Raw genomic sequence first — 22788 nt, 5'->3', positions numbered from 1 at the left:
GTCGGCCGTGGCCGGCACACGCAGCGTCATTCGCTCAGGTAATGCGGGTCGATCGCGGCATCGATCAACGTGGCCAGGGTCTGCAATGGGCAGTCGTACTCCGGGGTAGCGCTGCTGCAGCCGGGAATGAACACCGGCGATGACGGCGGCGGCGCCTGTGGCGTCAGCGTGCGGCGCTCGCGTAATTGCGCCAGCGTCTGCGCGGTGTAACGCAGGCGGATCACGCGCTGCCCATCGGCACGGCGCCAACGTTCGAACACCAGCGCGCCGCCGGGCACGGTCTGGTCGGGCTGGTAACCGGGCAACTGCCAATGCAGATCGAACATGCCGGCCAGCAAGGTCAGCGTGCCGTCGTGACCTGACAGCACCACCAGTCTTGCATCGCCGCCGATCGGCGTGGAGTGCGGTGTATTGCTGTTGCCGCTGGCATTGCGGTTGCTGTGCGTATCGGTGCCAGCGTCGCTAGTGCTGCCTTGCTGCAACGTCGCCAGCAACCGCGCCGCCAGCGGCGAACTGGCCATGCGCGCCACCGTCGGCGCACGCAAGCGCAGCGCGAACTCGGCTTGGTGCGGTGCGAACGCGCGCAGCAGGCTGGCTTCATTCACGCCCTGCCACCCCAACCCGGCAAAATCCTGGCCATCGGCCCAGCCCATCAGCAGGCTTTCGCTGATACCCGATGCCGCCGGTGCCGGGCCTTCTACGCCAGCAATGCCTTCATCTGCCTCGCCCATACGTGCGGGTACCGCATCCAGGCGTTGCTTGCCGGCTCCGGCCTGGGTTGGACACGGCCGCTGCGCGCATTGCAGCAACAGTTGCTGCAGGCCGTCGATCGCATCGTGTTGCGCTGCATTCCAGGCGACTACATCGCCGCCGACGCGGCCGGCGATGGCCGCGCGCATCAATGCAGCGGCAGCCGGCTGCCGCAATGCCGGGGCACCGTCGAACAGTGGATCGGACGCGTCAGCGGCAAAGTGGTGCACCGTGTTCGTACAGCCCGGCGTGAGCGTGCTTGCCAGCGCGCGTGCCGAGGCGATGGTGCGCTGGGTGCGATTGGCCCAGTAGTAGACGTTGGCGCAGCCATCGCCATCGAACACACCAAGCGGCGCGTAATGCACGCGGTAATAGCTACCGAACAACGCTTCCAGACGCGCACCGTTGGCAGTCAGGTGCCCGGCCGGCACAGCGAAGCGTGGCCAGGGACGTGCGGAATAGCGGCCCAGCTGCTCCGGGCTGGACATTGCCGCACGCACGCCGTGGCGTTTGAGGATCACGACTTTTTCAAGCGTCTCCGGCGCCGCAGCAGCGGCATGCGCCACTTCCAACGCAGCCGGACCGGCAACGAACAGCACAAAGAAACACATACAGATACGAGGCAGTAATGACATGAGTGGTCTCAAAACGTGGTGCACCCACTGCATTGCGCGAGATCTCGCGCAATGCAGCTGGCAACAGCGCCAACGCGGGCGATGCATGCCTTGCATGCGGCGCCCTGCAGTAGGCGCCGAGTAGCGGCAGTGGCTGCCGCCGACAACCGTGGAACGGCGATCAACGCAACTGCGCAGCTGTCAGGTGGGCGTGGCCGATGCAGGAGCGGCATGCACCGCTCCCACGCTCGGACCACAAGCGCGCCGTCCGCAGCCAGCTGACGACTGCTCCTCAGCCAGTCCCGGCCATCCTCAAAAACGCGCGCGCATCCCCACCGACCAGGTGCGGCCATAGTCGGTATAGCCGCCGAACAGGTGATCGCCAACGAACTGGCGCTGCACCTCGCCGGTGAGATTGATCGCATTGACGAACACCGACAGCGTGTCGTTGACCTTGTAAGCGACGTTCGCATCCAGGCTGCCGAACTGGTCACTGTTGAGCGTGGCCACATTGGCGGTGCCCACCGCATTGAGGATGTCGTCGCTCCAGCTGTAGCTGACGCGCGCCATCAACGGCCCCTTCTCGTAGAACAGCACGGCGTTGTAGGTGTTCTTGGCAACGCCTTCCAGGCTGTCGGTGAAGCTGCTGGTGCCGTCGTGATAGGTGGCCTTGCTGTCGGTCCAGGTGTAGTTGAGCTGCATGCCCAGGCCATCCAGCGGCGACAGTAGGCCGGTGAAGACCTGCTGATACGCCACTTCCGCGCCCTGCACCATCGCCTTGCTGCCGTTGGTCTTGGACGACAGCAGATAGGTCTGGCCTTCGTAGACCAGGTTGGACATCTGGGTCTGGATAAAGCTGGAAATATCCTTGTAGAACAACCCGCCGGTCAGGGCCGAGGTGCCGTCGATGTACCACTCGAAGGTCAGGTCGTACTGCCATGCCTCGAATGGCTGCAAGGCAGGATTGCCGCCACTGGCGGTGAAGCGCTCGCCGCTGGAATTGAAGGTGAGCTTGGACGACAGGTCGGTGAGATCCGGGCGCGTGATCACCTTGGCAGCGGAGGTGCGCAGCACCATGTCCTCGCGCACGTCCCAGGCGGCATTGAACGAGGGCAGCACATTGGTGTAGCTGCGCTCGAAGTGCACCGGTTGCGCGCTGCCGTTGACGTCGGCATGACCATCGGTGGCCTGTTCGGTGCGCACCACGCGCGCACCGAGATTGCCGCGCAGCTCGCGGCCGGCCAGTTCGGTGCCGAAGTTGGTCATCGCGTAGGCCGAGGCGATCTTTTCCTGCACCTCATAGGAGTTCTGCAGGTCGGCGCTGTTGGGCGTATTGCTCAGATCGGCGCTGGTCGGCCAATTGCCCCAGAACGTGGATTCGATCGGCGCCAGCCATTGCCGCGGCAGGGTGCCGTTGGCGTCCGACAGCATGTCGCCCACCGGCAATGCGGTGAAGTTGCTGCCCGGGAAACGCACGCCGGCGATACTGTTGAGCAACAGATCCGCGCGGTCGTAGGTGCGCGAGCGCTGGCGATACTTGGCGCCCACCTTGAAATCGCGGAAGAAGCTGCCGTCGAGTGCGCGCCTGGCATCGAACTGCAGCGCGTCTTCCTTGTCGCGCGCATCGATTTCGCGCCATTCCAGCCGGCGCCCTGCCACGGTGGCCGGGTTGGTTGGATCAAAGCCGTTGGTGAAGCTCCAATCGGGCACGTTGTCGCCGTCGGCCTGCGGCATGTCCACGCGCATCGACAGGTTGGTGCCGCTGCGCAGGCGCGTGCGCCGGATCGGATCCGAATCGTAGCTGTGCGCCTGCGAGTGGAATGCCACCGCGCCCAGCGTCCAGCGGTCGCCGCTCCAGGTGCTGGACAGGCGCGCACTGCGATTGTCGTCGGTGATGCCGGAGGTCTCGCGCGAGATCTGCACCTGGCCGTTGCGGTAATCGAAACCGGCAATGCCGCCGTTTTCCACGCGAAGATTGCTCAGCTTGGCCAGGCTGTCGAAACCCACGCCCATGCTGTATTCGTCGTAATGCACGGTCTGCTTTGCATAGAGCAGATCCAAGTTGGTTTCCCATTGCGCGCTCGGCTTCCACTGCAGCGATGCGGCCACGCCGGCGCGTTCGCGCTCTTCCAGCTCCAGCGTCGGGCGCAGACCGGTGGGCACGTAATTGGCGCCGAGCACACCCGGCACGCCGTTGCGGTAATAGTCCCAGCTCACCTCGTTGACGCGGTCCTGGCGCAGCGTGCGTTGCGCATACGCGCCAGAGATCAACATACCGAAAGTGCCGTCGGCATTGACCCAATTGAACAGCCCGGAGGCACGCGGATCGTTGGCCTGGGTGCGCTGGGCCTGGCTCGATTCCAGCGACACGTTGGTCAGCGTCTTGCCCAATTCCAACGGGCGGAAGGTGCGCACGTTGACGATGCCGCCGATGGCGCCTTCGTCCAGGTCGGCGGTGGGGCTCTTGATCACGTCCAGGCCGGAGACCAGTTCGGCCGGCAGTGTGTCGTAACGGAACTGCCGCCCGGTCTGGCCGGAAGTGCGCACATTCTCGTTGACCGCCATGGTCTGACCGTTGAGCGTGGTGACCTGGAAGTTCGGGCCCAGGCCGCGCACGCGCACGTACACGCCTTCGCCGCGGTCGCGCACGATCGACACGCCGGGCACGCGCTGCAGCGCCTCGGCCACGTTCTGCGCCGGCAGCTTGCCGATGTCTTCAGCGGCGATCACATCCACCACGCTATCGGCGTAGCGCTTCTGCCGCAGTGCGGCGCTGAGGCTGCCGGCGTAACTGCCGAGCACCTGGATGCTGTCCAGCTCCTGCACCGGTGCGTCTGCGCGCGGCACTGGCGCCGTTGCGGTCGTTGCCACTGCCGCGGCTGCAGGAACCGCCTGCGGCATGCCGGGTGCTGGCTCGGCGGTTTCGATCGTCACCGTGGTCGCATTGAGATAGCGGTAACGCAGGCCGGTACCATCGAGCAATTGCCGCAACGCCTGCTCAGGTGCAATGCCGGCAGCGGTGGCGCGGGTCTGCGGGTTGCCGGCCACGTCGGCGGCATAGACAAACTGCAGCCCGGTCTGACGCGAGAGCGCATTGAGCGCGCGTGCCAGTGGCTGGGCAGGAATCGCATCGACCGCGATGGTGGCTGGAGCCGCCTGGGCGCCGGCAGTGCCGGCATGCAAAGCAAGAGCGATCGAAAGAAACAACGTACGGCGCATCGGGGAATCCAGTAGGGGAGGAAGCAATGCGCAGCACCTCACGCGAGGCGGGATGCTGCGTTGTACCCGGACTACGAGGATCGACAGCGACGATCGGGCACCGGTTTTTGATGAATTTTCTGTGACACGTGCGGGAGGTGCGAGCGCTGGGCGCGCGCAGGCGATGCACGCATCGATACGTCACTTAGCGGCTATCGCGTAAGCGTGTCCTGCGCAGGCCGGCTGCGCACACGCAGAATTCCCGGCGCACTGACCACGCGCAGGTTCGGCTGGCCATCAAGGAAGGCGCGCAGCGAGGCGATATCGTCGCCGCGCAGATTGCCGGTGAGCCGCAACGCACCGGCGGCAGCGTCGTCGATCAACAAGCGTGTGCGATTGAGCCGATTGAAGTCCTCGGCCACCGTGGCTAGCGGTGCGTCGCGGAACACGATGCGCCGCTGCCGCCAGGCATGCATCGTGGCCACCTCTTCGCTGGCGAGTTCGACCCGGCCAGTCGCAGCGTCGATACGCGCGCTCTGCCCTGCCCCCAGATTGGCGAGCATCGGTTGCCCTGCGCGCGGTTCGTGCCACACGTGTACACGGCCCTCGGCCACCTCGATGCGTGCCTGACGCTGATACAAGGCAATGTCGAAGGTGGTGCCGATATCCTCCACCCGCAGATGGCCTGCGTGCACCTGCAACGGGCGCCGGTCCGGTGCGACCACGAAGCTGGCCTGACCGCGCAACAGGTGCAGGCGACGGCTCCACGGCGTCATGGTCGCGCGCACGCTGCTCTGCGCATTCAGATGCACCACGCTGCGATCGGCCAACTGCACGCTGCGCTGCTCGCCGTGCACGGTGGCGTAGGTTTGCGTGCGCGGCCAGGCCCAGCCAGTCAGCACTGCCACCCCGCAGAGTGCTGCGGCAAGTCCCATGCTCCAGCGGCGCACGCGCGCACTGCGTTGAGCTTCGGAGCGGCGCGGCTGGGCCGCATGTTGCGACGTCAATCGTGGCGGCAACGGTAGCGCGATCACGTTCCGCGCCACTGCATCAGTGCTCTTGCGCCGGTCGGCGTCGAGCAGAGCATCCACGTCCAACTCCATGCCGCGCAACGCATCGCCCAGTTCGCCAGCCACACGCAGCACGGCCATGTATTCGCGCACATGCAGCGGCGATGCCGTCAGCCATTGCAGAAAGCCGGCCTGTTGCGCCGCATCCAGCGCCTGCATGCGTTGCAGCGCATGCCATTGCGCGGCCTCAGCGACAGCGCTGCGGTTTGGCACTGCAGACTTGCTCACCAGCTTTCTCCGCTGTCGGCCACTGCCCGTCTGCACGCCGACAACCCACGTACCACATGCTTCTTGACCATATGCGCAGACACCCCCATGCGCTCGGCGATCTGCTTGTAGCTCAGCCCATCGCGGTACTGCATCACCAGGACCGCACAGGTGCGCTCCGGCAATGTCGCCAGCAAGGCCTGCAAGCGTTGCTGCCGCTGCTGCCGGTGCGCGGCGTCTTCCACATCGTCGCCTGCGGCCAACACCTGCGAAAACTGCTCCATCTCTTCGATGCGCAGCGGCGCCTGTTTACGTCGCACGGCCTGCTCGCGCGCCAAGTTCAGCGCCACCGTATACAGATAGGCCTCGGGATTGGCGATCGCCTCACCCTGATCCTGATGCGCACGCAACAGTCGCAGATAGGTCTCCTGCACCAGATCCTCGGCATCTTCTTTGGCACCACGGCGCACGAAGAAGCCACGCAACACCGATCCATGTTGGGTGAACACCTGCGTCCACGCGCGGGCGGCGTTGGCTTTCATGCGTGGGCGCTCCCCTTGCGCTGGGCCGGCTAGCCTGGCCAATGCAGGTGACACCACGATGACGCGCGGCTGCATGGCGTGCGCCCGCGCATGCAGCGTCGTGCCGCGCCGCTCCAACACGCGTGTCATCCACACAAGCGACGTCATGCGCAGCAAGCGCGTCCCGCTGCACGCCCGAGCATGTTTCGACATCGCGCACGTGTGAAAGATGCATCACCCACCTACACCACACCTTGACCAGGCAGGCATCAAGGTAAGCCTCCTCCTCTCAGCCATCGCCACGGGGTCCGCATGAATGCCACGCCCGCCACTGCCACTCATCTGGCGCCGGCCACCGCCACTCCCGCTGCGCCGACCTACCCGGTCAACCTGCGCATCAATGGTCAGCCTTACCAATTGCAACTCGAAGCCTGGGTCAGCCTGCTCGATCTATTGCGCGACCGGCTCGATCTCACCGGCACCAAAAAAGGCTGCGACCACGGCCAGTGCGGCGCGTGCACCGTGCTGGTGGATGGTCGCCGCATCAATAGCTGCCTGACGCTTGCGGTCATGCAGGACGGGGCCGACATCACCACGGTCGAGGGCCTGGCCGATGGCGAACGACTGCATCCGCTGCAGCGCGCATTTATCGAAAACGATGCCTTCCAGTGCGGCTATTGCACGCCTGGGCAATTGTGTTCTGCTGTCGGCCTGATCAACGAAGGCAAGGCGCACGACCGCGATCAGGTGCGCGAACTGATGAGCGGCAATCTGTGCCGCTGCGGTGCCTATCCGCAGATCACCGATGCGGTGATGGAAGTGCTGGGCAAACCCAGCGACAGCAGCGAGAGCGCCACCACACCGTGGACGCCAGGAACGGTGCCGGCATGATTCCGCTTACCTACACGCGCCCGGACAACGTCGATGCGGCGCTCACTGCGCTTGCAGTGCGCGGCAACGACCCACAGCCGGTGCCTGCCGAAGCCCCCGTGCGTCTGATCGCCGGCGGCACCAATCTCACCGATCTGATGAAGCTGCAAGTGATGCGGCCCAGCCGCCTGGTCGATATCAACCGGCTGCCGCTGGACAGCATCAGCACGCAGCCCGATGGCGGACTGCGCTTGGGCGCGCTTGCGCGCAATGCCGACACCGCTTATCACCCGGACGTGGAAACACGCTACCCCTTGCTGAGCGCCGCGATTCTGGCCGGTGCCTCGCCGCAGATCCGCAACATGGCAAGCAATGGCGGCAACCTGTTGCAACGCACGCGCTGCGTGTACTTCTACGACCATGCCACGCCGTGCAACAAGCGCGAGCCAGGCACGGGATGCTCGGCCATCGGCGGGCTGACCAAGTATCACGCCATCCTGGGCGCCAGTGCGCACTGCATCGCCACGCATCCCTCGGATATGTGCACGGCATTGGCGGCGCTGGATGCAGTCGTGCATGTGCAAGGCCCCAATGGCGAACGCGATATTCCCTTTGCGCAGTTCCATCGTTTGCCGGGCGATCATCCGGAGCTGGACAGCACCCTGGCGCCGGACGAGCTGATCGTGCATATCGATCTGCCCGATGCGCAGCGCTTCGCCGCGCATAGTGCCTATCTGAAAATTCGCGAGCGCCTGTCGTATGCCTTCGCGCTGGTCTCGGTGGCCGCAGCGCTGGAGTTGGCAGAAGACGGCAGCATCCGCGAGGTGCGCGTTGCACTGGGCGGCGTGGCGCACAAGCCCTGGCGCAATCCTGAGGCCGAGGCGCAACTGGTGGGCAAGCCGGCCACGGCAGAGAGTTTCGGCAGCCTGGCCGATGCGTTGCTGCAAGGGGCGCAATCGCAGGGCGAAAACGCCTTCAAACTGCCGCTGGCCCGCCGCGCGATCGTGCGTGCCCTGGACGTCGCCCGCGAGGGCACCATCGACAACCGCGGGCGAACCAGCGCGCTGGAGGAATCGCCATGAACGCACGCAGCACCGATCTATCCAACAGCGACCTGACCCCACCGGTTGCCGACAGCGGCACCGGCTATCGCCCCACCGGCACCGGCGTCACCCGCATCGACGGGCGCGCCAAGGTCACCGGCCAGGCGCGCTATGCCGCCGAATGGCCGGTGCCGGATCTGGCCTATGGCGTGGTGGTCAACAGCAGCATCGCCAAGGGCGAGATCGTCGCCTTCCATCTCGCCGCCGCGCGTGCAGTGCCCGGCGTGCTGGAAATCGTCACCCATGAAAACCGCCCGCACATGCGCGGCATGGACCTGTTCTACAAGGACATGACCGCACCTGCCGGCTCGCCGTTCCGCCCCTTGTACGACAACAAGATCCTGTACAGCGGCCAGCCGATCGCGTTGGTGGTTGCAGACACCTTCGAAGCGGCACGCCACGCCGCGCATCTGGTGGAAGTGGAGCTGCTGCAGGACCCGCACGAAACCAACCTGATGACCAATCTGGACCGTGCGCACAAACCCAAGGCCATGAAGGCCGGTTTCTCGCCGCCACCCAAGGACAAGGGCGAGCCGGAGACCGCGTTCGCCGATGCCGCCGTCCAGGTCCAGGCCGACTATTACAGCGGCGTGGAGCACCACAATCCGATGGAGTTGTTTGCCTCCACCGTGATCCGCGAGGACGATGGCCACTTCACCATCTACGACAAGACCCAGGGCTCGCAGAACAGCCGTTGGTACGTCTCGCATGTGTTCGGTTTGAGCAAGCGCAAGGTCACCGTGCGCAATCCCTACGTGGGCGGTGCCTTCGGTTCGGGGCTGCGCCCGCAGTATCAGTTGCCGCTTGCGGTGATGGCCTCGATCCTGCTGGACCGTTCGGTGCGCGTGGTGCTGACGCGGCAACAGATGTTCACCTTCGGCCATCGCCCGGAGACATTGCAGCGGCTCAAGCTCGGTGCCGACCGCGATGGCCGCCTGCGCGCGATCTGGCACGAGGCCATCGCCGAGACCTCGCGCATCGAGGACTACGTCGAGGTGGTGGTCAACTGGAGCGGGCAGTTGTACGCCTGCGACAACGTGCACCTGGGCTACAACTTGGTGAGCCTGGACCAGTTCAGCCCGATGGACATGCGCGCACCCGGTGCCGCACACGGCGTGCATGCGCTGGAAGTGGCGATGGACGAGCTGTCCTATGAACTGGGCATGGATCCGCTGGCGCTGCGCCTGAAGAACTATGCCGAGGTCAACCCGGCCGACGACAAGCCCTACTCCACCAAGGCATTGCGCGCGTGCTACCAGCAAGGCGCCGAGCGCTTCGGTTGGGCGCAGCGTCCGTTGCAGCCGCGCGCACGCAAGGAAGGCAACGAGTGGGTCGGCTGGGGCATGGCCACCGGGCAATGGGATGCAATGCAGATGTTTGCGCGCGCGCATGCCGTGCTGCACGCCGATGGTCGGCTGGTGGTGAGCAGCGCGGCCAGCGATATCGGCACCGGCACCTATACGGTGATGGCGATGATCGCGGCCGAAGCACTGGGCCTGCCGCTGGAACAGGTCACCTTCCAGCTGGGCGATTCGACGCTGCCGGTCGCACCGATCGAAGGCGGCTCCTCGCACGTGACCACGGTGGGCTCGGCGGTGGATGGCGTATGCGGCAAATTGCGCGCGCGGCTGCTGCGGCTTGCCCAGGCATTACCGAATTCGCGCTTCACCAAGGCCAAGCTGGACGAGGTGGTGTTTGCCGATGGCACGCTGGCGTTGCGCACCGACGCCGGCACCACCATGGCCCTGACCGAGCTGTTGCGTGCTTCCCAGCTGGAACAGATCGAAGACAAGTTCCTGCTGCTGCCCAATGTGCTCAAGCAACGCAAGTACACCCGTGCCACCCATGGCGCGGTGTTCGTGGAAGTACGGGTGGACGAGGAGCTCGGCACGGTGCGGGTCACCCGCGTGGTCAGCGCCATTGCGGCCGGGCGCATCCTCAACCCGATCACCGCGCGCAGCCAGATCGTTGGCGGCGTGGTGTGGGGCATCGGCCAGGCACTGCACGAACACACCCAGTCCGACCACCGCTTCGGCCGTTTCATGAATCACGATTTTGCGATGTATCACGTCTCGGCCAATGCCGACATCCACGACATCGATGTGATCTTCGCCGACGAGGACGACCGCATCGTCAGCAGCCTCGGTGCCAAGGGCGTGGGCGAGATCGGCCTGGTCGGCGTCTCGGCGGCGATCTGCAATGCGATCTTCCATGCCACCGGCAAGCGCATCCGCAGCACCCCGATGACGCCGGACAAGGTGATGGCGGACTGAGGCCTGCACTGCAGGCATACGCGCCGCATCAGATGGAGCCCTCTGCCTGAGGGTGGACGCGCTTGCAGTGCCTTGTCGCTGCAGCGTCCGCGGCGACCGCAGGCGCAACACTCAGATCAGCCGCGCGTCGGTGTTGCCGAACCAGGGCAGACGGCGCGTCCAGCTGATTGGATTACGTGTCTTTCGAAGGATCAAGCGGCAGCGGCACGAAACCGGTGCCGCTGGCGGTCGACACAGCGCGTCCAACAAACCATGACATGCACTCAGGTGCGCGTTGCCGCCATGAAGTGCGCACGGTCCTGCTGGGTGCGCCGGCGGATCTCCGCCAGGGCATCGCTTTCGGTCGCTTCCAGCATGGATTCGAACAGGCGCTGGAAGTGGTTGCGCATGGCCGTGCGCGCCGCCACCGGGTCGCGTTGCTGCAGGGCCTGCAGGATGGCGGTGTGTTCGTCCACACGGGTGGCGCCGTCGTCGTGGCAGACCCGCGCATACACCTCGCGCACGCGTGGCAATTCGTTGCGCATGCGCCAGATCAGCTGCACGCAGTGCGCCACCACCGGGTTGCCGCTGATACGCGCGATCGCCAGGTGGAATGCGCGGTCGTAGTCGGCGGCGGCCGCATCGCTGAGCCCCGGTGCCGACAACGCCTGGATCATGCCGCCCAATTCGTCCAGCTCCGCATCGGTGATGTGGCTGGCGGCCAATGCGGCCGCCTCCGCCTCGATCACCGCGCGCGCGGCGGTCAGCTCGAACGCGCTGACATCCGGCAAGGCACCCTCGTCCGAGGCCAGGCGTGGCTTGACGTACACGCCCGAGCCGATCTTGATCACGATGCGGCCCTGCGCCTCCAGCGCGATCTCGGCCTCGCGCACGGTCACGCGGCTGACGCCGAAGCGCTCGGCCAACTCGCGTTCGCCCGGCAGGCGCGAGCCGACCGGGAATTCGCCCGTGTCGATCAGCGCGCGGATCTTGGCGGCAACGGAGTGGTACAGGCGGTTTTCGGACATCGGCGACTCAAACCCTCAAGGTGATCGGCCCGGCACGCGGGTGCCGGACAGGTGGCGCGGCGGAAACCGCGCCGGTGGCGACGCTAGAACCGGTAGCGCACCCCCAAATAATAGCGTCGCCCGTAGGTGTTGTACTCACGGAAGCTGCCGGGCACCGGCATGTCGGAGATCCGTGGCTCATTGGTCAGGTTGGACGCCTCCAGCGATACCGACAGCTGCGCATTGAAACGGTAGCTGGCACGCAGGTCCAGGGTGCCGCTGTCGCGCACATAGCGGTTCTGCGCCGGGGCACCGACGAACTTCTGGAAATACTCCGAGCGGTACTTGTAGATGGCCTGCAGGTCGACCGCACCGATGGCGTAATACAGCTGGCCGGAGAACACGTGCCGCGACAGGCCGAAGATATTGGCCGGCGCGACGATGCCGCCGCTCACCAGGCCGGTGGCCGGATCGATCTGGTCGCCCAGGCGCAGATCCTGGGTCTTGTAGTTGGAATCGGCGTAGTTGTAGCTCAGCTTGACGCCCAGGCCGTCGAACGGCGCCGGCAGGTAGGAGAAGCGGTGGGTGCCGGTCAGCTCCAGCCCGGTGAGATCGCTCTTTTGCCGGGTGGTGACGTCCTGCACCACCGGCACCACCACCGACGTGCCGTCGATGACGAAGCGCTCGTCCACCACCGTGGGCACCGCGCCACCAGTGAACTGCTTGTAGTACACCGCGGCGCTGAGCAGGGAATCGGCATTGGGGTACCACTCCAGCGACACGTCCGCATTGGACGACAGCAGCGGCCGCGTGCGCGGGTTGCCGGTGGCGGTGATGCTGCCGATCGCCTCGCCGACGGTCGTGAATTCGGTTCCCGGTTCCAGGATGAAGGTGCGCCCGGCAGACAGCGCCACCAGATCCGGGCGGGCCATGGCCCGGTACAGCCCGAAGCGCAGCTGGGTCTGCTCGGTGAGGCCGAGGTTGGCGTTGAAGCTGGGCAGGAACACGCGGTTGGACGCGCGCACCGTCTGCGCGGCGAAGCGCCCGGTTTCCACCAGCTGGATGGTGCCGTCGGGGTTGTCGATGACGTCCAGCTCGCCGCGCAATCCCACCGAGCTTACGTCGGTACGCACCCAGCGCACGCCCAGGTTGCCGTCCAGCGGCCGCCCGAACAGCGTGCTGGCGAATTCGCCCATCACGTACAGCGCGCGGGTCTTTTCTTCCACGTCGGAGTCGGCGGTGCCGCGCGGGTCGGCAGTGCGGCCGGTGTCGTCCACGCCGGTGATGGCGCTGAACAGACAGCGGCTGTCGAAGGTGGCCCACTGCCGGATGGTGTTGCCGCTGGCGCTGGAGAGGAAATCCTCCTGCGGAAACGGTTGCCGGCAGGCCAGGTTGGCGGCGCGGATCGTGGCCGCATCGGTGACGTTGCGTTCGACGCGGTCGTCCAGGTCGCGGTAGGTCGCCTCGGACAGGCGCACGCCGCCCTTGATGGAGGTGAGCAGCCCGCTTTCCGGGGTGAAGGCGCCATCGAAGCGCCAGGCCCGGATGGTGTGCTCGCGGCGCAGCTCGTCGCGGCGCGCACGCGCGGCCGCGCTGAAATTGTCCGGGTTGTCCAGGTCGAACGCAGGATCGACCACGATCCCCGGCACATCGCCGGCATAGGTATAGGTGTAGTCCACGCGTTGCCCGTTGATCCCGGGCACGCGGTTGCCGCTGATGTCGGTGGCATTGGAGCGCAGCCGCATCAGGCGGTCGATCTCGCTGCGCTCGGTGCGCGAATACGACAGGTCGGTGGACAGCATCCAGGCCGCGTTCGGGCGCCATTCCACGCGCAGCCCGCCACCGCGGTACTGCTCGTCGCGCACCTTGTAGTCGGTGGAGGATTCCACCGTGCTGCTGCCGGTGTGGCCGAGCAAGGCGCCGTTGTCGCCCACCTGGCGGTTGTTGAGGTTGCGCAAGGTCTCGGAGAAATTGAGCTCGGCGCGGTCTTCGGTGACGGTGCGCTGCGAGTCCTGGTAATCCAGGGCCACGTCCAGGCCGTCGAACGGCCGCCATTGCAGCGCGGCGAAGGCCGCGTCGCGTTGATCGTGCTCGCTGATCTGGCGGTACACGCGGCTGCCGGGCGCCAGGTAGTACGGCGTGCCCGCCTGCACCTGCGCCGGGGTCACGGCGGTGCAGTTGCGGCTGGCGCCCACCACCTCGTTGGCGTTGCAGGCCGTCCAGGTGGAGCTGCTGCTCATCACCTCTTCCGGGTTGGTGCCTTCCAGCCGCTGCAGGCCGAGCGAGACCCCCAGCTTGCCGGCCCCGCGCAGGTCGAACTGGTCCAGGTAGCTGACGGTGCCGCGCCAGCCCACGCCATCGGCGTCGCGCAGCTTGCTGTCGCCGTCGGCATAGGTCGCCCGCCCGTCCAGTTGCACGCGGCGCTTGCCGAATTCCAGCGGCCGCACGGTCTGCATGTTGACCGTGCCGGCGATGCCGCCTTCGACGAAGTCGGCGCGCTGGGTCTTGTAGATCGCCACGGTGTTGATGAGTTCGGAAGGGAACTGGTTGAAGTTCACCGAGCGGTCGCCGCTGCCGTTGCTGGCCTCGCGCCCGTTGAAGGTGGCCGAGCCCAGGAACGGCCCCAGGCCACGGATGGAAATCTCCGACGCGCCGCCCTTTTCGCGGTGCGTGGCCGCTCCGGTGATGGTCTCGATCGCCTCGCCGATCGATAGCGCCGGCAGATCGCCGATGTCCTCGGCCGACAGCACGTCGGCCACCACCGTTTGCTCGCGCTTGCTGTCGATGGATGACTGGATCGAGCTGCGGATGCCGGTGACCTTGACCTGGTCCAGCGTGGTGGGCGCCTGCTGCGGTGGGGGCTGGGCAGCATCGGTCTGCTGGGCCAAGGCCGCCTGTACGCTTGCCAGTGCGAGGGCACCCAGCAGCGCCTGAGCCAACACGTTACGACTAATTGGTCTATATGATTGGACTAGTTTTATATACCGCACAATTCCTCCTCCCAAAGGACGCTCGAAACCGAGCTTGGTGGAGGCTCCACGCGGATCAACGCCAAGTCAATCATTTCCTCGATTTGCCGGACGAGCCACCTGATTAGGCCAATTTTGCAAAAAATTTTGTGCGTACGCAGCATGACATCCGGCGTTTCTCGAGCTTCAATAGCGACCAACTGGACTACTATTTTGGTTGACGATCCAGCCTGCACTGTTACCCTCGGCCATCACCGACGCGCCAGCGTCCAGGAGCATCCCGATGCGATCCCCCGTTTCCCTTGCCTGCCTGTTGCTGCTGTGTGCGCCTGCCTGGATCGGCTCGGCCCAGGCCACCTCGTACCTGGTGCACGACCAGAGCGAGTACGCCGTGGCAGCGGCCGCGCTGCGTGCCGGCGATCGCATCGTGCTGGCCGATGGGCAGTGGCGGGATTTCGCCATCGTGCTGCGCGGGCAAGGCACCGCCGAGCAGCCGATCACCCTCACCGCGCAGACGCCCGGCAAGGTGATCATCAGCGGCACCTCCGACCTGCATATAGCCGGCACCTACCTGGTGGTGTCGGACCTGGTGTTCCGCGACGGCCACAGCCCGGGCGATGCGGTGCTGTCGTACCGCATCTCTAGCAAGGAGCGCGCGCGCCACAGCCGCATCACCGGGGTGGTGGTGGACGGCTTCAGCAAGCCCACCCGCAGCGACTCGGACAACTGGGTGGCGCTGTACGACAGCGACAACCGCTTCGACCACAACCAGCTGGTCGGCAAGACCAATGCCGGCCCCACCCTGGTGGTGGTGCGCGACGCCACACAAGGCCTGGACAATCGCCATCGCATCGACCACAACTGGTTCGGGCCGCGCCCCAACCTGGGCGCCAATGGCGGCGAGACGCTACGCATCGGCACCAGCAGCGATGCCGACAGCGCCTCCAACTCGGTGGTGGACAACAACTGGTTCGAAGGCTGCGACGGCGAGGTGGAGGTGGTCTCCAACAAGTCCGGCGGCAACACCTACCGCGGCAATGTGTTCAAGCAATCGCGCGGCGCGCTGGTGCTGCGGCATGGCGATGGCAACCTGGTCGAGCGCAACGTGTTCTTCGGCGACGGCAAGGCCAACACCGGCGGCATCCGCGTGATCAACCGCAAGCAGACCGTGCGCCACAACTACCTGGAAAACCTGGCCGGCGACGGCTATTCGTCGGCGTTGAGCATCATGTACGGCGTGCCTAATTCGCCCGCCAACCGCTACGTGCAGGTGGACCAGGCGCGCATCGAACGCAACACCTTCGTCAGCGTCAACCAGTTGTTCTTCGGTGCCGGCATGGATGCCGAGCGCACCGCCGCACCGATCGACAGCCGCTTTGCCGGCAACCTGATCGTCGCCGCCACCGACCCGGTGCGCGTGCTGGGCGATCTCTCCGGCATTGCGTTTGCCAGCAACCTGCAAAGCCCGCTGGCCTCCACCCGCCTGCCCGGCGGCGTCAACAGCCGCCAGGTGACTATGACCCGCGCCAGCACCGGCTTGCTGGTCGCCGACAACGCCACCGGCGTCGGCGCCGACCCGGCGCTGAGCTACATCGCACGCGACCAGGTGGGCGTGAGCTGGTATCCCAAGCAGGCGCCGCAGGCGGTGACCGACAGCGGCCGCCGCACGCGCGTGCGGCCGGGCCCGGCCAGCCTGACCGACGCCGTGGCGCACGCCGGCCCCGGCGATCGCCTGCAGCTGGATGCAGGGCGCTACCAGATCGATGACATTCTCGACGTGGACCGCCCACTGACCTTGGAAGGCCCGCCACGCGGCCACGCACGGATCCGCTTTTCGCAGCCGGCGCTGTTCCAGATCGCGCCCGGCGGCTCGCTCAGCCTGGCCCGGCTAGAGATCGATGGCCGCGCCGCGCCCGCGCAGCCGGGCAATGCGGTGATCCGCACCGCACCCGGCACAGCGGTGGCGCAGTACCAGCTCACCTTGCGCGACACGCACCTGCATCATCTGGATGCGCAACCCGGCTTCGATGTGATCGCACTCGGCAAGGGCAGCCTGGCCGACCATATCCTGCTGGACCGGCTGCTGGTCGAGGACGTCTCCGGCAGCGTGCTGTCCGCGCACGCCGAGACCGACGACCGCGGCACCTACAACGTCGAACAGGTGACCGTGCAGCAGTCGCAGTTCCACCGCGTCGCCGGGCCGGTGCTGGACCTGTATCGCGGCGGCCGCGACGAAAGCACCTTCGGCCCGGTGCTGCAGGTGAGCGACTCGCACTTCACGCAGGTCGGCCGGGCTGCGGATGCGTCGCTGCGCCTGCACGGCGTGCAGCGCATTGCGCTGCGCAATAACCGCTTCTTCGACAGCGCCGCGATCCTGGCGCAGCACACCACCGGCACACCCCACCTCATCGCCAGCGGCAATCAGTTCGTCGGCACCCCGGCCTTAAACGCCGACGCAGCGGAGCCCCTGCTATGACCCGTTCCACCCGCCTGTTGCTGCTGGTCCTGGTTGGCGCCGGCAGCGCACTGCCCTGCAGCGCCGCCCCGTCACCCGCGGCCGAACAAGCAGCGCAGCCGCAACCGCGCGCCACCGACGCCGCACCGGTGCTGGTCACCGCCCAGCAATGGCGCGAGATGGCCAGCGCTGGTGCCAGGCTGCCGGTGTTCGCCCGCGAACAAGCACGCGCACAAGCCAGCGTGCGCGCAGCGATGCGCGCCGGGGTGGACGTGCCGGTGCCCAGCGATCCCGGCGGCGGCGCCAGCCATGAGCAGCACAAGCGCAACTACCAGGCCATCCAGGCCGCCGGCGCGCTGTACCGGCTCACCGGCGACCGCGCCTATGCCGACTATGCGCGCGACGTGCTGCTGGCCTACGCACGCCTGTATCCCGGGCTGGGCGCACACCCAGCCGGGCGCGGCCAGGTGCCGGGGCGGCTGTTCTGGCAGTCCTTGAACGACTCGGTGTGGCTGGTCTACGCAAGCCAGGGCTACGACGCGATCCGCGACACGCTCAGCGCGCAGGACCGCGCCACCATCGACCGCGACGTGTTCGCGCGCATGGCGCACTTTTTGTGCGACGAAAGCGCCGACAACTTCGACAAGATCCACAACCACGCCACCTGGGCGGTGGCCGCCGTCGGCATGACCGGCTACGTGCTGCGCGACCAGGCGCTGGTGGACAAGGCACTGCGCGGCAGCAGGCGCGATGGCAAGGCCGGCTTCCTGGCGCAGGTGGACCAGCTGTTCTCGCCGGACGGCTACTACGCCGAAGGCCCGTACTACCAGCGCTATGCCCTGGCGCCGTTCGTGCTGTTCGCCAACGCCATCGCGCGCAACCAGCCGCAGCAGCGCATCTTCCAGCGCCGCGACGGCGTGCTGCTCAAGGCCGTAAACAGCCTGGTGCAGAGCAGCTACGGCGGTTATTTCTTCCCGATCAACGACGCCATCCTCGACAAGGGCCTGGACACCGAAGAACTGGTGGCCGGCATCGGCATCGCCTACGCGCAGACCCACGATGCGCAGCTGCTGTCCATCGCGCAACGCCAGCGCCGCGTGCTGCTCACCCCCGAAGGCCTGGCCGTGGCCAGCGCGCTCGCGCAAGGCCGCGCCCAACCGTTCGCCTTCGGCAGCGTGTTGCTGCGCGATGGCGCACAGGGCGACCAGGGCGCGCTGGCGATCCTGCGCAGCGGCGGCGAAGACGGCCAGACGCTGGTGATGAAGAACACCTCGCAAGGCATGGGCCACGGGCATTTCGACAAGTTGAACTGGCTGTTCTACGACAACGGCCAGCGCGTGGTCACCGACTACGGCGCGGCGCGTTTCCTGAACGTGGAAGCCAAGGCCGGCGGCATCTATCTGCCGGAAAACACCAGCTGGGCCAAGCAGACCGTTGCGCACAACACGCTGGTGGTGAACGAGACCAGCCACTTCAATGGCGACTGGAAGGTGGGCGAGCAACACGCGCCGACGCAGCTGCTGTTCGCCAGCACTGCCGACACCCGGATCGCCTCGGCGCGCATGCAGCAGGCCTACGACGGAGTCACCTTCACCCGCACCCAGGCGCTGCTGTCGCACCCGCAGCTGCCCCTGCCGGTGGTGGTCGACCTGCTGCGCGTCAACGCCAGCGCTCCGGCACGTTACGACCTGCCGCTGCATTTCAACGGGCAGATCATGCAGGTCGGCTTCACCGCAGAGCGCGCACTGACGCAACGCCCGGTGCTGGGCAAGGCTAACGGCTATCAGCACCTGTGGGTGGACGCCTCCAGCGACGCCAGCACCGACACGCGCAGCCTGAGCTGGCTGCTCGCCGGCCGCTTCTACAGCTACCGCTTCGGCAGCAGCGCTCCTGCACGTGCGTTGCTGGTGGAAAGCGGCGCCAACGACCCGGACTTCAACCTGCGCCGCGAACCGGCGCTGATCCAGCGTGTCGATGGGCAGGCCAATGTCAGCTTCTTCGGCGTGCTGGAGCCGCATGGCGAATACAACGGCACCGCCGAATACGTGCGTGGCGCCAACAGCCGCATCCGCGCCATCGAGCGCGTGCGCGGCGACGATGCCGAGGTGATCGTGCTCACCCTGGTCGGCGGCCAGCGCATCGCGCTGGCGGTGGCCGACGACGCCGATGCACAACGCGCCCACCAGGTGCAGGCCGCCGGCCAGCACTACCGCTGGCGCGGCGGCTATGCGCGCTTCGATCGCGCTGCAGGTGAAAAATGAGCACCGACTCCACCTCCACCACCCGCACGCGCCCCGCTGGCAAGCGCTCGGCGGTGCGCTGGCTGATCGTGGCGCTGATCGCGGTGGCCACGGTGATCAACTACATCGACCGCAACGCGCTGGCGGTGATGTGGCCGGCGATCTCGCGCGACATCGGCGCCACCAAGGAAGACTACGCGCTGCTGGTCACCATCTTCATGCTGTTCTATGCCGCCGGGCAGTTCGTGTTCGGGCGGCTGTTCGACATCATCGGCACCCGGCTCGGCTTTGCCCTGTCCATCGCGGTGTGGTCACTCTCCATCGCGCTGCATGCCGTCACCCACTCCATCATGGCGTTCTCGGTGGTGCGCGCACTGCTGGGCATCAGCGAAGCCGGCGCCTGGCCGGGCGCGGTCAAGGCCAATGCGGAATGGTTTCCCGCCCGCGAGCGTGCGCTGGCGCAGGGCATCTTCAATGCCGGCGCCTCCATCGGCGCGATCGTCTCGGCGCCGCTGATCGCGCTGCTGTTCCTGTCGTTCGGCTGGAAGGGCACGTTCGTGCTGATCGGCGTGCTCGGCATGCTCTGGCTGCTGCCGTGGCTGGTGATCTACCGCGCCGGGCCGGACCGGCATCCCTGGGTCAACGCGGCCGAGCGGGCGTTGATCCTGGATGCACCCGAGGCCGGCAGCGCGCCGCCGCCGGCCTACCTGCCCAAGCTGCGCCAGCTGATGTCGCACCGGCAAAGCTGGGGCATCGTGCTGGCGCGGTTCTTCCTGGACCCGATCTGGTGGCTGTTCGTGTCGTGGCTGCCGATCTACCTGGCCGAGACCTTCCACTTCGACATCAAGCAGATCGGCGCGTTCGCCTGGGTGCCGTTCGTCGGCGCGATGCTGGGCAGCCTGTGCGGCGGCTGGCTGTCCGGGCGCCTGATCGCGGCCGGCTGGAGCGTGGACCGCGCGCGCAAATGGACCATCACCCTGGGCGGGGCCATCATGGCGCCGGCGCTGCTGGGCGCCGTGCAGGCAGCCGACCCGCGCGTGGCGGTGCTGACGATTGCCGCCGTGCTGTTCGGCTTCCAGATCGCCATCGGCAATATCCAGACCCTGCCCGGCGATCTGTTCGCGGGTAAATCGGTCGGCTCACTGGCCGGGATCGGCGGCATGGCCGCGGTGGCCGGCACCTTGATCACCACCTGGCTGGTTCCGGTGATGACCGCAACCTCGTACGCACCGATGTTCATCCTGGTCGCCGCACTGGTGCCGGCCTCGCTGGCCGCGCTGTGGCTGGTCACCGGCCGCATCCACCGACTCGACGCAACGGGCACCTGAGCGTGCCCGCTGCCTACTCCGCTTTCCCCACACCAACAGGACATACCCGCATGCATTTCCACGACAAGGTCGCCATCGTCACCGGCGGCGGCCGCGATATCGGCCGCGCCATCTCGCTCAAGCTGGCTGCGGCCGGCGCCAAGGTCTGCATCAACTACGCCAACGACGACGCCAGCGCGCGCGACACGCTGGCACAGCTGCAGGCCGCCGGCGGCCAGGGCATCCTGCACCGCGCCGACGTCACCGACGCCACCGCCGTGGCCGGCCTGCTGACCGCCACGCGTACCGCCTTCGGCCAGCACATCGATGTGCTGATCAACGTGGCCGGCGGCATGCTGGCGCGCAAGCCGCTGGCCGATATCGACGAGGCCTTCTTCCATCAGGTGATGGACCTCAACCTCAAATCGGTCTACCTGACCACCCAGGCGGTGGCGCCGCATATGCGCGAAGGCGGCGCGATCGTCAATTTCGCCTCGCTTGCCGGGCGCGATGGCGGCGGGCCGGGCGCGGCCATCTATGCCACCGCCAAGGCGGCGGTGATGACCTTCTCGCGCGCGATGGCCAAGGAACTGGGCCCGCGCGGCATCCGCGTCAACGCACTGTGCTGCGGCATGATCTCCACCCGCTTCCACGACGACTTCACCAAGCCGGAAGTGCGGGCCTTCGTCGCCAACGCCACCCCGCTGCGGCGCGAAGGCCGCCCGGAGGAAGCCGCCGATGCGGCGTTGTACCTGGCCTCGGATGCGGCCAGCTTCATCAACGGCGCCAACCTGGACGTCAACGGCGGCGTGTTCTTTTCCTGATCGACAAAGGAGGCTTGCGCATGGTCTGGCGATGGATGATGACTGCGACACTGAGTGTGGTGCTGGCAGGCCCGGCCACTGCGCACCCGGCCCCCCGCTGGGTGCCGGCCTGGATCGCCTCGGCGACGCCGGACCGGCTCGACGGCGGCGCCGACACGCCGCTGCAATTTGCCAATGAAACGGTGCGCCAGGACATGCGCCTGGGCAGTGCGGCAGTGGCCCTGCGCGTGCGCATCAGCAACGAGCTGGGCACCACCCCGCTGACGATCGGTGCGGGCACGGCGCGCCTGCTCGGTAGCACCGGGGACGCATACCCGCTGCGCTTCGACGGACGCGCCAGCGTCACCGTGCCGCCCGGTGGCGTGCTGCTCAGCGACCCGGTGCCGTTGCGCGCACCGGCACTAGGCGAGGTGGCGGTCAGCCTGTATTTCCCCACGCCGGCGCGCCCGGCGGTACGCCGCACCGCGTTGCGGGTGGTCAAGGGCCAGGCCGAGGTGCCGGACAGCAAGGCGCTGGCGTATCGCCAGAACGTCATCTCCGCCCTCTACGTGCAACCGCCGCATCCCCGCCAGACCGTGGTGGTGGCGCTGGGCGATTCGATCACCGAAGGCGCCACCGCCACGCGCGGCGCCAATGGCGACTGGCCGGCCCTGCTGGCCAGGCGGCTGGAGCAGCGTTGCCCCGGCAGCGTGGTGGTGCTCAACGCCGGCATCAGCGGCAACAAGCTGCTCGACGACGGCCGCAGCCCCAGCGCCCTGGCGCGGCTGGACCGCGACGTGCTGGCACTGCCCGGCGTGGACCAGGTGATCCTGTTCGAAGGCATCAACGACATCCGCCACAGCGGTCCGCCGGATGCGATTGCCGGCCGCACTGCCGCCGACATGGTGCTGGGATATCGCCAGATCGTGACCCGGCTGCAGCAACACGGCATCGCCGTGATCGGCGCCACGCTGACCCCGTTCGGCAACTCCGATCGCTACGAACCGGTGGCGGCAGCCACGCGCCAGACGCTCAACGGTTTCATCCGCGACGGGCAGGCATTCGATGCGGTGATCGATTTCGACGCCGCGTTGCGCGACCCGGCCAGGCCGGAGTGGCTACCTGCCGCCCTGACCCGCGACTTCCTGCATCCCAACGATGCCGGTTACCAGCGCATGGCAGAGTCGGTGGACCTGTCGTTGTTCTGCAAGGCGCGCTGAGCCGCCGGTCGCCACGCGGTGGCGCGCATGCACCAGGCTGGCTGCCACGGTGATGCGGAGAGGTACCGCGCAAAGCGTGGCGCGCCAGTTGGCGAGCCGTCAACGAAGGCGCCATGGCGCGGTGGCAGTTCGAGCGCCGCGCGGTACGCCGCAATGATGTTGCGATCAACCGGCATCACCACCTTCGCGCCGCTGCATCTAC

Annotated in this window: 14 protein-coding genes; 8 read left to right on the top strand and 6 right to left on the bottom strand. The window is 67.0% G+C overall.

What is annotated here, in order from left to right; genetic code table 11:
- Window positions 1–26: 26 nt before the first annotated feature.
- The 4 genes from NYR97_RS15080 to NYR97_RS15065 form a co-directional block, all read right to left on the bottom strand.
- Window positions 27–1361: a histidine-type phosphatase gene (locus NYR97_RS15080; protein ID WP_316698258.1), complete on the bottom strand. Its 1335-nt coding sequence runs from the start codon at window positions 1359–1361 to the stop codon at window positions 27–29.
- A gap of 315 nt (window positions 1362–1676) precedes the next feature.
- Window positions 1677–4583 carry a TonB-dependent receptor gene (locus NYR97_RS15075; protein ID WP_316694274.1) on the bottom strand — a complete coding sequence of 969 codons (2907 nt, stop codon included), beginning with the start codon at window positions 4581–4583 and terminating at the stop codon, window positions 1677–1679.
- Window positions 4584–4774: 191 nt separating this feature from the next.
- Entirely contained in the window at window positions 4775–5860 is a 1086-nt protein-coding gene (locus NYR97_RS15070) for a FecR family protein (protein ID WP_425612997.1), read from the bottom strand.
- Window positions 5857–6381: an RNA polymerase sigma factor gene (locus NYR97_RS15065; protein ID WP_205392125.1), complete on the bottom strand. Its 525-nt coding sequence runs from the start codon at window positions 6379–6381 to the stop codon at window positions 5857–5859. Before NYR97_RS15065 ends, NYR97_RS15070 begins: the two co-directional genes overlap by 4 nt.
- A gap of 291 nt (window positions 6382–6672) precedes the next feature.
- Between NYR97_RS15065 and NYR97_RS15060 the strand changes: the two genes are divergently transcribed.
- From NYR97_RS15060 to NYR97_RS15050, 3 genes are read left to right on the top strand one after another with little or no spacing between them, the layout of a single operon-like run.
- Complete coding sequence (locus tag NYR97_RS15060) at window positions 6673–7251, top strand: (2Fe-2S)-binding protein (RefSeq protein WP_316694272.1); 579 nt, start codon at window positions 6673–6675, stop codon at window positions 7249–7251.
- Window positions 7224–8312 (top strand): FAD binding domain-containing protein, encoded by a 1089-nt coding sequence (locus NYR97_RS15055; protein WP_316694270.1) that lies wholly within the window; start codon window positions 7224–7226, stop codon window positions 8310–8312. Before NYR97_RS15060 ends, NYR97_RS15055 begins: the two co-directional genes overlap by 28 nt.
- Window positions 8309–10606: a xanthine dehydrogenase family protein molybdopterin-binding subunit gene (locus NYR97_RS15050; protein ID WP_316694268.1), complete on the top strand. Its 2298-nt coding sequence runs from the start codon at window positions 8309–8311 to the stop codon at window positions 10604–10606. The genes NYR97_RS15055 and NYR97_RS15050 overlap by 4 nt, the downstream gene beginning before the upstream one ends.
- Window positions 10607–10869: 263 nt before the next feature.
- On the opposite strand, the gene NYR97_RS15045 is transcribed toward NYR97_RS15050, so the two are convergent.
- Both NYR97_RS15045 and NYR97_RS15040 read right to left on the bottom strand, forming a co-directional pair.
- Window positions 10870–11613 carry a FadR/GntR family transcriptional regulator gene (locus NYR97_RS15045; RefSeq protein WP_316694266.1) on the bottom strand — a complete coding sequence of 248 codons (744 nt, stop codon included), beginning with the start codon at window positions 11611–11613 and terminating at the stop codon, window positions 10870–10872.
- Between the two features lie 83 nt (window positions 11614–11696).
- Complete coding sequence (locus NYR97_RS15040) at window positions 11697–14534, bottom strand: TonB-dependent receptor (RefSeq protein ID WP_316694264.1); 2838 nt, start codon at window positions 14532–14534, stop codon at window positions 11697–11699.
- A 310-nt stretch (window positions 14535–14844) separates the two neighbouring features.
- On the opposite strand from NYR97_RS15040, the gene NYR97_RS15035 reads away from it, so the two are divergent.
- Genes NYR97_RS15035 through NYR97_RS15015 form a run of 5 tightly spaced genes read left to right on the top strand, consistent with a single transcriptional unit; the run spans window position 14845 to window position 22586 of the window.
- Window positions 14845–17037: a polysaccharide lyase 6 family protein gene (locus NYR97_RS15035; RefSeq protein ID WP_316694262.1), complete on the top strand. Its 2193-nt coding sequence runs from the start codon at window positions 14845–14847 to the stop codon at window positions 17035–17037.
- Entirely contained in the window at window positions 17034–19277 is a 2244-nt protein-coding gene (locus NYR97_RS15030; protein ID WP_316694260.1) for an oligoalginate lyase, read from the top strand. The genes NYR97_RS15035 and NYR97_RS15030 overlap by 4 nt, the downstream gene beginning before the upstream one ends.
- Complete coding sequence (locus tag NYR97_RS15025; protein ID WP_316694258.1) at window positions 19274–20584, top strand: MFS transporter; 1311 nt, start codon at window positions 19274–19276, stop codon at window positions 20582–20584. Before NYR97_RS15030 ends, NYR97_RS15025 begins: the two co-directional genes overlap by 4 nt.
- A gap of 50 nt (window positions 20585–20634) precedes the next feature.
- Window positions 20635–21387, top strand: coding sequence for an SDR family NAD(P)-dependent oxidoreductase (locus tag NYR97_RS15020; protein ID WP_024938633.1), 753 nt, complete (start codon window positions 20635–20637; stop codon window positions 21385–21387).
- 35 nt (window positions 21388–21422) lie between these two features.
- Window positions 21423–22586: an SGNH/GDSL hydrolase family protein gene (locus tag NYR97_RS15015; RefSeq protein WP_316698255.1), complete on the top strand. Its 1164-nt coding sequence runs from the start codon at window positions 21423–21425 to the stop codon at window positions 22584–22586.
- The last annotated feature ends 202 nt before the right edge of the window (window positions 22587–22788 follow it).

Origin of the sequence: Xanthomonas hydrangeae, from assembly GCF_032697525.1 — a bacterium.
Classification (GTDB): Bacteria; Pseudomonadota; Gammaproteobacteria; order Xanthomonadales; family Xanthomonadaceae; genus Xanthomonas; species Xanthomonas hydrangeae.
Note: the sequence above shows the minus strand (reverse complement) of the source record. Positions and strands in the feature narration are given on the sequence as shown.

Bases quoted from the DNA above. Each gene is read 5' to 3' on its own strand.
- NYR97_RS15020 (WP_024938633.1), top strand. From the start codon at position 20,635: ATGCATTTCCACGACAAGGTCGCCATCGTCACCGGCGGCGGCCGCGAT.
- NYR97_RS15050 (WP_316694268.1), top strand. From the start codon at position 8,309: ATGAACGCACGCAGCACCGATCTATCCAACAGCGACCTGACCCCACCG.
- NYR97_RS15065 (WP_205392125.1), bottom strand. From the start codon at position 6,381: ATGAAAGCCAACGCCGCCCGCGCGTGGACGCAGGTGTTCACCCAACAT.
- NYR97_RS15075 (WP_316694274.1), bottom strand. From the start codon at position 4,583: ATGCGCCGTACGTTGTTTCTTTCGATCGCTCTTGCTTTGCATGCCGGC.
- NYR97_RS15060 (WP_316694272.1), top strand. From the start codon at position 6,673: ATGAATGCCACGCCCGCCACTGCCACTCATCTGGCGCCGGCCACCGCC.
- NYR97_RS15035 (WP_316694262.1), top strand. From the start codon at position 14,845: ATGCGATCCCCCGTTTCCCTTGCCTGCCTGTTGCTGCTGTGTGCGCCT.
- NYR97_RS15025 (WP_316694258.1), top strand. From the start codon at position 19,274: ATGAGCACCGACTCCACCTCCACCACCCGCACGCGCCCCGCTGGCAAG.
- NYR97_RS15030 (WP_316694260.1), top strand. From the start codon at position 17,034: ATGACCCGTTCCACCCGCCTGTTGCTGCTGGTCCTGGTTGGCGCCGGC.
- NYR97_RS15080 (WP_316698258.1), bottom strand. From the start codon at position 1,361: ATGTGTTTCTTTGTGCTGTTCGTTGCCGGTCCGGCTGCGTTGGAAGTG.
- NYR97_RS15015 (WP_316698255.1), top strand. From the start codon at position 21,423: ATGATGACTGCGACACTGAGTGTGGTGCTGGCAGGCCCGGCCACTGCG.
- NYR97_RS15045 (WP_316694266.1), bottom strand. From the start codon at position 11,613: ATGTCCGAAAACCGCCTGTACCACTCCGTTGCCGCCAAGATCCGCGCG.